The following is a 13,808-nucleotide window of genomic DNA, read 5'->3' as shown; positions in this document are numbered from 1 at the left end:
AGTAGGTATGCTCACTTAAGGAGACAGCTCGCTAAATGGAATAGTTAGCAAAAAACGAAAAATGGCGATGCTAGGAGGGCTATCCCTGCATCGCCATTTTTGACTTTCGGTCTATTACGGGTTTTTTAAGTAAATTGTGGGCAAGCGAAAGCCACCCGACCTCAAGGCTTACCTTGGGCAGGCCTCAAAGTAGGAATCCTTTGTTGTTTTTTACTTGTCTTAAATTCAGAAGGTTGTTATTTTCACTTTCAAGTTCACTTTATAGATATAACTTAAGCAACAAGCTTAAGAAAAAAGGAGTGGTATAAATGGCATCATTAATTACAGGAAGCACGGCAGTATCTCGATCACCAGAGTGGGCAAGCAAAGGAACAAGTACAGTATCAAAAGGCGGCGGTTACGTATTTTTCTCAGATAACCCAGAAGCTGTTGATAGCACTGACTTGGTGGATGCAGGGAAATGGCTAAATAAAGATACTGTTAGCGGTGCAGGGTTTGTGTATCTATGGCATCATAATACGACTGGCGCACCTTTAAAACATGCCTTGTTAGTCTATAACCCAAATAATTTTGCTATTAAAGTGACTTCAAGCAATCATGGAATAACAAACGCCTCTGGGGATAGTGATTCCAGCGCTTGGTTAGACTACTTCTCGGGAACCGTTACCCAAGCTCCTGTAGTGATTAACCCAACATCATTCGGTGTGCTGTTCCAGCAAAATATTAATACTGGCAATAACTTTGGTATTATAGCTAAAACGAATGTAACAAATAACAGCACATCTGCAGCAGCATCAGCCTCATTCTACGATGTTGCATGGGTTAATAGTTATATTGGAGCAACAGGGTATGCAGCAAAAAAATCTGCCACTATGCGTAGGGGAAAGGGGCCAACGTATTACAACACCATCAGCCTGGCAGCAATTTCTCCTTCAGATAGTGTTAATGGAGTTGCATACCAAATCTGCGGTTCTACTGATTATCCTGGTGTCTTTGGTACAGATGATCTTGTATATATTACAGATCCTGCAGGAGTATGCTCAGGTCTTAACCATGGTTCATATGGGCAACAAATGGCTGTTACCTTAAAAGTTAAAAACACTTATTCTACAGCTAAGAATTTTAAAATATATATGGGTAAAACCGGACCAGGGTTTTCATTCCCACTAATTAATATGGCAGGTGTATCACTCTCATACAAATGGAAAGCAGGTAACACTTACGTTGATATGATTGACACTGGTAGTGTTCCAGCCAACTCTGAGGTGACGGTAAGCTTTTTCTTGGTCATTCCTGCAGTATCGTCTACACCATTCGTTATTGGCGCTAGAATGGCTTAAGAGTAAATTGTATATAAGATCACATAAATTAAAAGACACCGATCTCCATCGAGATCGGTGTCTACATTTCATTATAATATGTTGATGTACATCTCTTGTAGCGCTACCTTAGGTCTACACAATTTGAACTATATAATTATAAAACCTCACAAAAGGCTGGAAGCTTTGTTTCTTCGTTTGACCCTCGATCGTATAGTTGACGGTATTTGGAATCTTGCAATAAATACTATAAGTTCCTACTGCAAGAGGCTTCCCATTTTTGCCCATCATATCCCATTTTATTTCTCTAGGTGTATTAGCATCAAATGGTTTCCATAGGCCAGAAATAGTTGTTATCTTTTTGCGATAGACCTCCGTTTCACTACGGTCAGCATGAACTCTACTCACTACTAGCTCAATTGGAAATGATTCATATTTAGCTGGGTTACTAGCAGTATGAATGGCAACCATACTCATAGTAAATATGTTGCCTTGACGGATTTGTCCTGCATATTGATTTACATAGGAATCCTTTGGTACATCTGCTGGTATCATAGGATAGAGAGAACTTTCACCCTTATGTTCCAATTCTCTGCTATCAAGACTAAAGTCAAATGCCATAGGTGATCCCCCATTTTGATTTGTATCAAAGTCTGGCCATGACCATTTCATAGAATTATCAATAACAGAAATTTGATAGGAAGCAGTAGACTCATTCATCATTAAGTTGGTCCGAAATGACCGAATATCACCTGCTTTAGGCGGACTCGAATTCTCTTGGTGAATATATACGTAATGTGAATTATAGATGGTGGTTCCCCCATCTTTATTAAGGGATGTAATAAGAATCCTTTTATTCTTAAGATCTTTATGGAACTTTATTACCCCTCTATCCAGAATATCTGGGGTTACTCCCGACGACTCTAAGTATCCGATACTTACATAATTATCTGGATCTGAATACTTCAGTTCCTTTTCTGAAAGCTGAATAGGATCATCTTGTTGATTGGAGTAAATATCAATACGAGGAAGTTTGTTTTTCGTCGGGGGCTCATAACTAATGGTTGCATCCATAGCCTGTGCGAAGGTGCGAAGAGGTACATACACTCTCTTGTTATAATTGATGACTTCTCCATCTGTTTGACCAATCTCGTTGGCACCCATATATTTGTGCACCTTAATCGTACTAGGGAAGAGAACAGCTTGAATTTTCGGCGATGCAATAGCTCCTGTAGCAAAAGTTACAACTGCTCCGCAAGCTAGCGCTAGGACCATTTTTTTGTTCATAATCAGCTCTCCTTGTATTTAAATTAAAGGCACCACCCACATTCGGTGATGCCTCAGTTACAATTACTGATCCGCCCGCTCATCCAGCGGGTAGAAAATTAAATTAATCGGGAACGCCGAGCCAGCTGGAGGGCTGAACTCAATATCTAAGCTATCTTCGTTGCCCGTTGTTTTGGCAAGGATAATCATGCCATCAAAGGCTGTCAATACACCAGAATCCGGTGTCATCCGCATGTCGCCATTAATCTTGAACGGACCACGGAACGGGCCGCCCTTGGCTAGCAGCATAATCGCCATCCGGCGCGGCTTGTCAGAGTGAATCTTATAGACAGTGCCGTAGTTGCCTGGATTCACCACTTCCATACCGCGGAGCGGATCGTATCCCGGCTGGAACAGATCACTCTTGCCATCACCAATGACCAGTCTCAGTGGCTTCTGCATCGCCTTATCCGACAGATCCAGCTTCCAGTCGAAGCCGGTCACTGGGAAGGTTCCGCGAATATGGCCGTTGAACGGCAGCTTCGGCAGGTCGAGCATATCCTTGGATACCTTATCCCCTACAGCGAAGGTGAACTGCACCTGGCCGTCCGTCTCTACATCGTAGATGACGTTAACCCCTTGAGCCGGGTAGAAGTCAGGGAACTGCTTGTAGATGAACGTCTCGCCTGGCGGAATCGTCATTCGCTCACTAACAGGGTCGTTCAGTAGGAAGTCTACCGTTCCCTCGCTCCCCATCAGATGCGCATAGATCGTTGGGTATACCTCACCCTTGTTAGTCGTGCGGATCGTGACCGGCTCGTCGGTCTCATTCTTAGCCAGGATCGCGAAGGATACCTTCTTGTCCATCCCGTTCTGATGATTCGCGTACAGACGGCTCTTGCCCTCTACACTATCCTGATACAGAATACCCAGCTCCTTGAACGTCTCCGGGCTGTCGCTTAGCAGGAGCGAGCGGGACTTGTCTTCCGTGACAGATTGCTTCGGCACTTGAGGCAGATCCAGATAGTTGCCGTACAGCGTATTCCAATCCGTCTTAATGTAGCCGCCTACCGGCTTCGTGTAGATCGGATACTCTACCTTGCTCAGGTAGATCTTATCCTCGATAACCAGCTGCCGAGTGTAGGGAGAACTCACATTGCCATTCTTATCGGACACCTTAAGTGTAATCGGGTAAGTACCCGCCTTGAAAAAAGCCTCTTCCTTCCCGACCCACTCATACTTCAGCCCCTCGGCATCCGGGTCGTAGCTCAAATCGACATACTTGATCGGCTCACCGATCTGGTAGCTGGGCTTAGCGAAGGTGAACTTCGCAACCGGTCTTGAATTGCCAAGCTCCGGGTTGTAGACGCCTGACGGCTGACGGACGTGCAGGACATCAATCCTTCTCAGTTCATTGTTGTACGTGTATGTAGCATCCATATAATCGGACAGCCAGGTCAGCTTAATCATAAGGCGGCCGTTCACAATGGTTGCCACTTGATCAAGCTTGAACCAGTAGCCGTTGACGAAGGCTGACTTGTTCTTCAGATCCAGCATAATGTTGTACTTCGGTGTCTCCATCTCAATCTGCTGCTTCTCCGCGATCCATTCCACCTTCATGCCGAAGGCATCGCCGAGGAACTTGGCCGGGACGAAGGTCTTGCCATTCTTAATGACGGGTGCTGCATCCAGCTTAACCTGGTCCCCATTCAGGAATGCATCCTGCTTGTCGACATAGAACACAACGTAAGTGGTACCAGAGGTGATCCCTTCTTCTTCTTCAACCGCTTGTGCCACTGCTCCGAGCGGCAGCAATAGGAACGTTAGCATGAGGGCAATCAGCTTCTTGCTTGCGTGTAAGGACATCATGTGCGTATTCTCTACTCCCTTGACTGGTTTATTAGCGGGATGGATGATATCAGATGCTCTTCCATATTCCGTTACGTTGGTTAGACGTCATCCCTGCGAGAAAGTTGCACCCTTGTCTGGGAAAATGTTACTAATCTGTGACAGGTTAAGAAATGGTAAAGACCTAGTAATAGCTTAGACCTAAATATTAGCAAGCAAACAGGGTTTGCATTCAAACCCTCGAATTAGGTAATAAATGAATAATAGAACATACAGTAGGAGAGGAGTAAGAGATGACAACTTCCGTTGAATTAGAAAAACCGCATTGGAAAAGAAATATTACCCTCTTCCTGAGCGGACAAGTCTTCTCCCTATTCGGTTCCTCCCTGGTTCAGTACGCGATTATGTGGCACGTAACGCTTACTACTAAGTCAGGGTTAATGATGGCTATCTTTATTATATGCGGATTCGTCCCGACCTTCCTGTTGTCCCCGTTCGCAGGGGTATGGGCGGACCGTTACAATCGCAAGCTCCTCATTATGATTGCAGATGGCATGATCGCTTCCGTTACGCTGCTTCTCGCCATTACCTTCATGCTCGGATATGACGAGCTATGGCTGCTATTCGCCATTGCTGCCGTTCGAGCGCTCGGAGCAGGCATACAGACCCCTGCGGTCGGAGCGATCCTGCCCCAGATTGTACCCGAGGAGCAGTTGACTAGAATTAACGGCATTAACGGAAGCCTCCAAGCTCTCATGATGTTCGTTGCCCCTATTGTCAGTGCGACACTGCTCACCGTCGCTTCTATAGAGACCATCTTCTTCATTGATGTAGGAACGGCGCTCATTGCAATCTTGATCCTATTGTTATTCTTGCGAATCCCTCGGCATCAGAAGGCGGCTGAGCAGCAGACGACCAGCTATATGGACGACTTCCGACAGGGCATAAGCTACATTCAGACCCATAGCTTCCTTAAGCCGTTCTTCCTGTTCCTTGCGATCTTCTTCCTGCTCATGGCACCGGCAGCCTTCCTAACCCCGCTGCAAGTGACCCGAAGCTTCGGCGATGATTACTGGCGACTGACCGCTATTGAGATTGCCTTCTCTGTAGGCATGATGGCAGGCGGAGCGTTCATTGCATCTTGGGGCGGCTTCCGTAACAAAATCTATACGATGACCATCGCGACCTTGATGATGGGTCTCTGCACCATTGCTCTAGGCATCGTCCCCGTATTCTGGATCTACTTAGCGGTAATGGCCGTATTCGGAGTGGCCATTCCGATATTCAGCACCCCATCAACCGTCCTGCTGCAGGAGAAGGTTGACGAGAATTACATGGGGCGCATATTCGGTGTATTCGGTATGATCTCGACGTCGATGATGCCTCTCGGCATGCTGCTGTTCGGCCCATTAGCGGATATTATTGAGATTGAATGGCTGCTCATCGTGACCGGATTGTTCATCGTTATCCTGTCTATTTTCTTCATTCGCAGCAAGCCGCTGGTCGAAGCCGGAATGCCGGCTGCTGTCACGGAGGCTTCGCAAGAGCAGGGCGAAGCATGACATAACAAGGGCCACCCCGTTTTGCAGCAGGGTGGCCCTTGTTTGATGTTTTTCACACACAGTAGTCTAATTGGATCGGCTCGCTTGGAGTTCATGCTCAGTCTGATGCAGCTCACGAATCATCCGCTGGAGGAAGAGGCTCTCTTGTCCGCCTAGTCCCGTCTGGTTGTCCTGTACAATCATCTTGCCGATATTCCTCTTCAAGATCTCGCTTCTGCGTCCCAGCAATTCTGTGTAAGTCAAGTAAGTCCTCTCCCTGCTTCCAAGTATGGTCTCTCTTAGTCTCCTCTAAGTATAGAGCACCTTGCTTGAAGGGGCTAATCGGCTCAGACCTGATTATCCGGAATGTTCCAGGATGATTAGCGATTAGTCAGACCTATTGGAGGAGATTCGCAATCTTCCTCCCTCATGCCCGAGAATAGACCTCCCATCCACTATTGGAAAATTCTAAAAAATCCCCGCTTGCGAGCCCGCGTATCCAGCCCGCTATTCTGCCCGGCCGCCTCTGCTTGCGGCATCATGGGCTGCTGGCCCTGGAGCGTCTCGATACAGGCTGCGATCTGCTCGACGGTCTTGCGAATCTCATCGAGCTCCTTGCGATGCTGCAGCACCTGCATAGACACAACCTCATTCGCCTTCTGGTCGATCAGCAGCTCCATCTGCCGAATGCGAGCCATGAGCTCCTCTACTTCACCGTTCGATGGAGGGGGCGAGGTCTCCTCTCTGGAAGCTGCCGCCTCAAGCTTCGCCGCTTGCTGCTGGGGCTGCGCGCTGGGGTGATGCAGCTGTTGGCTCGGCTGTTGCTGCAGCGTGGACGGTGACTGCGGCATCGGCTGTGCCGAGTGCGGCTGTGCCTGGGGCATTGGCTGTGCCTGCGGTTGTGCCGAGTGCGGCTGTGCCTGGGGCATTGGCTGTGCCTGCGACATCCCGAGACTTGGCAGCTCGATCTGGTCCATCGTCTTGCCCTTGTCGATCTGCTCCTTAATATGCACGAGCCGCTCCAAGCCTTCGTCGCTGAATAGATAATGACCGTTCGGATCCTTATAGAACGAATGAGGATAAGTTGACGCCCAGCGCTTAATCGTCGTCTGGCTGACGCCGAGCATCTCCGCTGCTTCCCTTGTCTTCACAACACTCATTAGAATCACCTCACAGGTAGATTGGTTATAGGGTATTCGCTGCCGCGGAGGCTCGTCCCTGCAAGGGTGACAAAGGTAGTGCCTATTCGCTAAATAAAGTGGTTTTCTCTATATTTTCTGGCCTCGGGCTGGGCAAATATCATGAACCTTATCTACACAGAACGCTCAACATTTGAAGTCATCCCTCGTATACTGTATCAATGAGATGATGGAGAGGCGGGACTGCTGTGCAAAAATGGTTGGCTTCGCTAGTTATAGTCCTCGTGTGGTTGTCGCTGAGTACTGGCAGTGCGGATCGAGTGTATGCGTGCAGCTGCGGGCCTGCGAGTGTAGAGGAACGATATGAGGGTGCAAGCGCTATATTTACGGGGACGGTCGTGAGCAGAGATGCTGAGGGCGGGAATATTTTCAAGGTGGATAAGGTGTGGAAGGGAGATCCGTCAGGCGGCTATGTGCATAGCGGGTTCTTCGGTATGTGCGGGACAGAGTTCGAAGAGGGGAAGAAGTATCTTGTCTACACCTACGCCCACAAGGGAGTCGAGCACACGGACCTATGCAGCGGCAACAAGTTGATTAGCAAGGCGGGCAACGATATGAAGGCTCTGGACCAGGTGAGTAGTGAATCGGAGCAGGAATGGACGTATGTGCATACCCTCATCGTCGGCGGACTAGTGCTGATCAGGGTACTCGTGGCTCGGAAGCGCCCGCGGAAGAAGTGAGTGCTCGCGCTGGCACAAGGGAGCAGCGCGTAGCGCGAGCAGTGCAGCGCTGAGGAGGAGCGTAGAGTAGCTACTCAGCTCATTTAGAGGTACTTTTTACCTCTATTTCACTCAAACCCAGCTACTCAGCTCATTTAGAGGTACTTTTTACCTCTATTTCACTCATATCCAGCTACTCAGCTCATTTAGAGGTACTTTTTACCTCTATTTCACTCAAACCCAGCTACTCAGCTCATTTAGAGGTACTTTTTACCTCTATTTCACTCAAACCCAGCTGCTCAGCTCATTTAGAGGTACTTTTTACCTCTATTTCACTCAAACTCTGCTACTTCGCTCAATTAGAGGTACTTTTTACCTCTATTTCACTCAAACTCGGCTACATCGCTCAGATAGAGGTCTTTTTGACCTCTATCTCGCTTGGCCTCCTCTGCGCGCTGATCTGTAGAATGATCTGCCTGGGCGTAGTCAATTAACCACACTTGCGTTCAACGCCCATCGCCCCACAAGCCTGCACCATCAGCACCCTTCGCATGCTTCACAGGCTAGCCAAGCAAGCTTCTCCGCCCTCTTCAACTAACCTTACCTAGCACAAGTGGAAGCTTCCGATATATTTAATAGCCACTACAGCCCGATGAACTAGACCACTCTTGTACGAAGTACTAGCATCCTCTAGATTGCAGTGGAAAAACCTCATGAAAACGAACATCCTGCCACACAAGTCGTTTACGCTTCCTTCATTCCGTTAATCCTAAGTAACATCAGTTATTAATGAGGTGAACTTTCCGGTGAACTTAAAGTCTGCCCCGCTGCCTCTCGAGCCGATTATTCCGTTCGAGCCGATGAGCAGTGACACCATACCGAAGCAGGACTATTGGCGATATGAGATTAAGTGGGACGGCACGCGAATTCTCACTTACCATAATGAGGCGGCGACGCGGCTCCTCAACCGTAAGCTTAATGAGCGCACGCATCACTATCCGGAGCTGCTGGATGTGAGCGCGTATTGCCGCGCGAATTCGGTCATTTTGGATGGGGAGGTCATTGCGCTGGGGGCGAATGGGCGGCCTTCTTTTCACGAGGTGATGCGGCGGGATCTCATTAAGCGGTTGGACCGGGTGAAGGAAGCTCGGCAGGCGGTGGCGGTGACGTATATGGTGTTCGATCTGTTGTACTTGGACGGGGAGTGGGTGACGGGCAGGCCGCTGTCGGAGCGGCTTCAGCTGCTGCAGGAGGTGATTCGGCCTTCGGCACTGGTACAGCTGGCACCCAGCCATCCGGATGGGGAAGCGCTGTTCAACGTGGTGAAGCAGCAGGACATGGAGGGTATCGTGTGCAAGGACCTGCGGAGCACCTATGTGCTGGACGGGAAGGACAAGCGCTGGCTCAAGGTGAAAAACTACGGAGACGCAGTCGCCGTCATCGGCGGCTTCACGCTCCGGGACGGGATCGTGAACGCCGTGCTGCTCGGGCAATATGATGCCGAGGGCAAGCTGTGGTACATCGGCCACACCGGCACGGGCCGGTTAACCGCTGCAGAGTGGCGGGGGCTGACGGAGCTGCTGGCGCCGACTGTTGCGGCGGAGCGGCCTTTTGCGAAGCGGCCTGACCGCTACAAGGATGCCCACTGGGTGCAGCCACTGCACACGGTGAAGGTGCAGTACAGTGAATGGCGCTGGCAGGAAGGCCGCTCGCTGCGCCAGCCCTCTATTCAGGCGCTAGTCGGAGTGGCGCCTGAGGATTGCCGCCTACCCTGGGTGTGAGGGAAAGCACCCGCAAGTAACGGCAGATAGGCCATTTTGCTGGGTGTTTTTTTTTGCAAGGCTAAGCCGTTGGACTATCTCCCCGCTTCGCACTGAAGAGGAATAAGAGCAGGAACCCGGCAACAAGCGACGAGATGCTGCGGGGGATGAGTTCGTGCAAGTACCACTCTGAGAAGATTGCAACGATGAGTACGGGCAGGAAGGCGAAGAGGAGCAAGGGCAGATTAAGCTGCAGCTTCCTTCCTCGGATGAATAGTACGGAGATAAAGATGCCTAAGACAAAGTACAGCAGCTTGCTGAGCAACAGCAAGTTCGCGGTATCAGGATTGAACTCCCACACCTCCGTTAATCTCGCTTCCACACTGGAAGCAACGAACAACAGTCCAATCAGGGCGGCTGACCACAATAGATATCCAACAGAGTTAAGTAGGCTTCGCAACTGGATAACACCTCCTAAAATATAGAGTAAGCTCCAGTTGACTGGTATCCCTACCTTACCATAATGAATACAGCACAGCTACAGCAAAACCTAACGATCTGTTCGCTTGACGCCCTCTCCTCCCATCAGGTATCCTAGAACACATCAACCAAATCTTGCATTCTACTTACGACGGAAGCACCCGTAAGATACGGCCGAGAGGCCTGTCTTGCTGGGTGCTTTTTTTATGTTGTATGCCGTTGTATGCGGATTGCATAACTCACTCTAAGGAGGAATACCGCTTCATGATGACCAACCGCCGTACCTTCATTACCCGTACCTTAACAACCTTCACCACCCGTCCCTGCAACACCCTTGTGCTGCTCCTGCTGACCATCACCGTCACTCTAACCACCCTGCTCTCCCCCATCTCGGCAAGCGCCTCACCGCTCGTCATTACCGCTGCGACCGAGACGGCGTTCACCAAGATGCTTGGGGCCGCAGACAAGCAGACCGCGGACAAGCTGCGGAATGCCCACGCCGAGCTGCTCACGCTGCAGAAGCAGATTGATGAGTGGGAGACTCGCGGGACTAAGCTACATTACAGCAATGAGGAAGCGATTGTGCTGCTCCGCAAGGACATCAAGCTCATCGACGCCGCTAAGATTGCCAAGCTGCAGGCGCAAGTGAATCAGACGAAGGAGAAGTACAAGACGCTGTTCGCGCACTATGCGTCGCTTAATCAGCAGCTCAAGGTCGCCAGGCTGGCGAAGAGCAAGGAGTTGACCGCTTACGTGAATGCGCAGCTAGACCTGACACGTATCGCCGTTCAGCTCGCCCGTCAGGACATTCGGAGCAAGGAAGCTCTCCTGACGGCCGCCAAGGACAGTGCGAACAAGCTCATCGCCCGCATCAGAGCAACTCTGGAGGAAGTCGATCCGATCTATATCCAGATTAAGGCCGAGAAGAGTGCAGCCAGCGCCGCCACCAAGCTCCTCACCTCCGAAGCCAGGTATCTCGGACAGGTTATTAAGAAGGGGGATACCGCCAGCACCCTTCATTCCTTCTCCCTCCTCACGACCTACTCCAAGCAGATCAGCGCGAAGAAGACGAGCATCTACAACCTTGAGCTGAAGATTACCGCCATCATCGCCCGCGCCCGCATCCAAGTTCCTCCAACTTCTTAATCCACACATGTGATCCAACTCCTCGCCTTCTACGTGACACTCCATGACTAACCCATAACCAAGATCGTAGAGGAGTGTATATCGTATGAAAATCAAAAAAACCATCATCGCCATCCCGCTGAGCGTCGCCCTACTACTCCCGACAGCAGGACTGGCAAGCGCCCATGACCATGGCGCCAGCGGGCACACCATGGCTGTGAAGGGTCCAGCCGAGGTGTCCAACAAAGCCGTCGACCTTCGCGCTGCACTCGATGCCCTGCTATCCGAGCATGCTTACTTAGCTGTTGTTGCGATGCAGAAGGGCATTGACGGCAAGGGCGACTTCGAAGCCGCAGCCGGCGCCTTGAATCAGAACACGGAAGACCTGAGCAAGGCGGTCGCTTCCGTCTATGGCAACGAGGCCGGCAGCAAGTTCAAGGAGATCTGGAGCTCCCATATCGGCTACTTCGTCGACTATGTGAAGGCAACGGCAGCCAAGGACGAGACGGCCAAGAAGGCCGCGCTTGCCGAGCTAGATGAGTATCGCGCAGAACAAGCCGCTTTCCTTGATACCGCTACAGGCAGCCGCCTGAAGGCGAAGGAGCTGGAGGAAGGCTTGAAGGTGCATATCAACCAGCTTCTGTGGGCTTTTGACAACTATGTGGCTGGTGATTATGACAAGGCGTATGACAGCGTCCGCGAAGCGATTCATCATATGTACGGGGTCGGCAAGGGGCTGTCTTGGGCCATTACCGACCAGTTCCCGGATAAGTTCGACAAGAAGGTCGTAGACACACCAGCCGCTGACCTGCGAGCAGACCTGAATCACTTGCTCTCCGAGCATGCGGCACTAGCCGTCCTGGCGATGCAGAAGGGTATCGACGGGGCTAAGGACTTCGAAGCCTCTGCCGGTGCGCTGAACGAGAACACCGATGAACTGTCCGCAGCAGTCGGTTCCGTCTATGGCAAGGAAGGCGGCGAAGCGTTCAAGAAGATCTGGAGCTCTCATATTGGCTACTTCGTCGACTACGTGAAGGCAAGCGGTGCGATGGATGAAGCCGCCAAGAAGAAGGCCCTCGAGGAGCTGGACGAATACCGCGTCGAGCAAGCGAAGTTCCTTGATACCGCAACCGAAGGCCGCCTCAAGGCTGCTGATCTAGAGGCTGGGTTGAAGGTGCACGTCGACGAGCTCCTGCTCGCCTTCAACAGCTATACAGCGAAGGATTATGCGAAGGTGTATCCAACGCTGCGTGAGTCCTATGCGCATATGTTCGGAGTAGGCCTAGGCTTAACTAGCGCCATCGTAGATCAATTTCCGGATAAGTTCGCGGGCAAGATGCCTGCTCAGATGCCAAGAACCGGACTCGGCGGCATGAGTGACGAAGCTGCCGAAGGCAACGGCTGGCTAACAGCCTCCCTCCTTGCGATTGCGATGGCTTCCTTATTGTCCTTCCTCGTTATCCGTCGCAAGGTTACTAATAAATAATCAGCGCCCGAAGGGGGCCGCCCCTTCGGACCTCCATCATGATGCAACAGACACAGAATGGGAGGTGGATGGGCATTGAGGAAGGCCACTTGGACCTTACTGCTAGCGATTCTATTAGTGACGATATCGGCTTGTTCCTCCTCCGCTGCCGATCCTAACGTTGGCGGGTCTGGTCGGCCGCAGGCAACGGCAGCGACAACCGCGCCAACAACCGGGGAAGATAGAGACACCTCTGCTAATGCTGCTAATGCAACCATCCCTTTACCGAGCCCGAGCCCCAGCCCAACTCCGCTAACCCCTCCCGCTGTGCTGAAGGAAGCGAATCTTGGCATCGTTCCGGCGGTGCTGGAGATTCCTGCAATCGGGGTCAAGGCAGACGTCGAACAGGTGGGCACCGCAGCGAGTGGAGAGATGGGTGTCCCAGCCTCTATGGACGGAGTCGGCTGGTTCGAGCCGGGCACGAAGCCGGGGGACCGCGGCAATGCGGTAATAGCAGGACATGTAGACAGCAAGACGGGGCCTGCTGTCTTCTACAAGCTGGATCAGCTCGAGAAGGGCGATGAAGTGATAGTAGAAGATGTGCACGGCAAGAGACTTACCTTCATCGTCCAACAGATAGAGAGTTACCCAAGGGAAGCTGCGCCGATGGAGGATATCTTCGGCTTCTCCTACCAGAGTCAGCTTAATCTGATCACCTGCACAGGAGAGTTCAATCGAGAGGCCAAGACGCATGATGAGCGGCTTGTTGTCTACACAGAATTGAAGAAGTAAACAAAAAACCACAACCAAGCAGGACGAGATATCATTCGCCTTGGTTGTGGTTTTCATTGGGTAAACAAGCTCTCACCTCGGCCGTTCCTAACGACTTAACGAGGATTCTACCCGTTAAGTCGGCTGGCTCGCCCTCTGATGGCGGACTTAACAAGGTTATTCCTTGTTAAGCTGCTACAATCAGGCCAGGCTCGGCACTCCTTCGCGACTTAACGAGGATTCTACCCGTTAAGTCGGCTAGCTCGCCCTCTAATGGCGGACTTAACAAGGTTATTCCTTGTTAAGCTGCTACAATCAGGCCAGGCTCGGCACTCCTTCGCGACTTAACGAGGATTCTACCCGTTAAGTCGGCTA

At 51.0% G+C, this 13,808-nt stretch carries 12 protein-coding genes; 7 read left to right on the top strand and 5 right to left on the bottom strand.

Annotated features, from left to right (window positions below):
- Positions 1-308 precede the first annotated feature (308 nt).
- Entirely contained in the window at positions 309-1,340 is a 1,032-nt protein-coding gene (locus tag ACFO9Q_RS03355; RefSeq protein ID WP_379178667.1) for a hypothetical protein, read from the top strand.
- 114 nt (positions 1,341-1,454) lie between these two features.
- Here the strand turns inward: ACFO9Q_RS03355 and ACFO9Q_RS03350 are convergent, their stop codons facing one another.
- The gene (locus tag ACFO9Q_RS03350; protein WP_379178665.1) at positions 1,455-2,606 is read right to left on the bottom strand and encodes a hypothetical protein; all 1,152 of its coding nucleotides are present in this window, start codon (positions 2,604-2,606) and stop codon (positions 1,455-1,457) included.
- A 63-nt stretch (positions 2,607-2,669) separates the two neighbouring features.
- Positions 2,670-4,454 carry a stalk domain-containing protein gene (locus tag ACFO9Q_RS03345; RefSeq protein ID WP_379178663.1) on the bottom strand — a complete coding sequence of 595 codons (1,785 nt, stop codon included), beginning with the start codon at positions 4,452-4,454 and terminating at the stop codon, positions 2,670-2,672.
- A 272-nt stretch (positions 4,455-4,726) separates the two neighbouring features.
- On the opposite strand from ACFO9Q_RS03345, the gene ACFO9Q_RS03340 reads away from it, so the two are divergent.
- Positions 4,727-5,995, top strand: coding sequence for an MFS transporter (locus ACFO9Q_RS03340; protein ID WP_379178661.1), 1,269 nt, complete (start codon positions 4,727-4,729; stop codon positions 5,993-5,995).
- A gap of 66 nt (positions 5,996-6,061) precedes the next feature.
- On the opposite strand, the gene ACFO9Q_RS03335 is transcribed toward ACFO9Q_RS03340, so the two are convergent.
- Both ACFO9Q_RS03335 and ACFO9Q_RS03330 read right to left on the bottom strand, forming a co-directional pair.
- Positions 6,062-6,238: a hypothetical protein gene (locus ACFO9Q_RS03335; protein WP_379178659.1), complete on the bottom strand. Its 177-nt coding sequence runs from the start codon at positions 6,236-6,238 to the stop codon at positions 6,062-6,064.
- 191 nt (positions 6,239-6,429) lie between these two features.
- A complete protein-coding gene (locus ACFO9Q_RS03330) occupies positions 6,430-7,134 on the bottom strand; it encodes a MerR family transcriptional regulator (protein ID WP_379178657.1) in 705 nt (234 codons plus the stop codon).
- Between the two features lie 227 nt (positions 7,135-7,361).
- Here ACFO9Q_RS03330 and ACFO9Q_RS03325 point away from each other — a divergent pair, with 227 nt between their 5' ends.
- A complete protein-coding gene (locus tag ACFO9Q_RS03325; protein WP_379178655.1) occupies positions 7,362-7,853 on the top strand; it encodes a hypothetical protein in 492 nt (163 codons plus the stop codon).
- A gap of 839 nt (positions 7,854-8,692) precedes the next feature.
- A complete protein-coding gene (locus tag ACFO9Q_RS03320; RefSeq protein WP_379179160.1) occupies positions 8,693-9,613 on the top strand; it encodes a DNA ligase in 921 nt (306 codons plus the stop codon).
- A gap of 61 nt (positions 9,614-9,674) precedes the next feature.
- Here the strand turns inward: ACFO9Q_RS03320 and ACFO9Q_RS03315 are convergent, their stop codons facing one another.
- Entirely contained in the window at positions 9,675-10,052 is a 378-nt protein-coding gene (locus ACFO9Q_RS03315; protein ID WP_379178653.1) for a hypothetical protein, read from the bottom strand.
- A 284-nt stretch (positions 10,053-10,336) separates the two neighbouring features.
- Here ACFO9Q_RS03315 and ACFO9Q_RS03310 point away from each other — a divergent pair, with 284 nt between their 5' ends.
- The 3 genes from ACFO9Q_RS03310 (at position 10,337) to ACFO9Q_RS03300 (ending at position 13,454) form a co-directional block, all read left to right on the top strand.
- Positions 10,337-11,218: a hypothetical protein gene (locus ACFO9Q_RS03310; RefSeq protein WP_379178651.1), complete on the top strand. Its 882-nt coding sequence runs from the start codon at positions 10,337-10,339 to the stop codon at positions 11,216-11,218.
- A gap of 85 nt (positions 11,219-11,303) precedes the next feature.
- Positions 11,304-12,683 (top strand): copper amine oxidase, encoded by a 1,380-nt coding sequence (locus ACFO9Q_RS03305; RefSeq protein ID WP_379178649.1) that lies wholly within the window; start codon positions 11,304-11,306, stop codon positions 12,681-12,683.
- Between the two features lie 75 nt (positions 12,684-12,758).
- A complete protein-coding gene (locus tag ACFO9Q_RS03300; protein WP_379178647.1) occupies positions 12,759-13,454 on the top strand; it encodes a class F sortase in 696 nt (231 codons plus the stop codon).
- The last annotated feature ends 354 nt before the right edge of the window (positions 13,455-13,808 follow it).

Source organism: Paenibacillus sp. GCM10023252, assembly GCF_042653305.1.
Lineage (GTDB): Bacteria > Bacillota > Bacilli > Paenibacillales > Paenibacillaceae > Pristimantibacillus.
The sequence above is the reverse complement of the archived record's forward strand: the minus strand, read 5'-3'. Positions and strand labels throughout refer to the sequence as shown.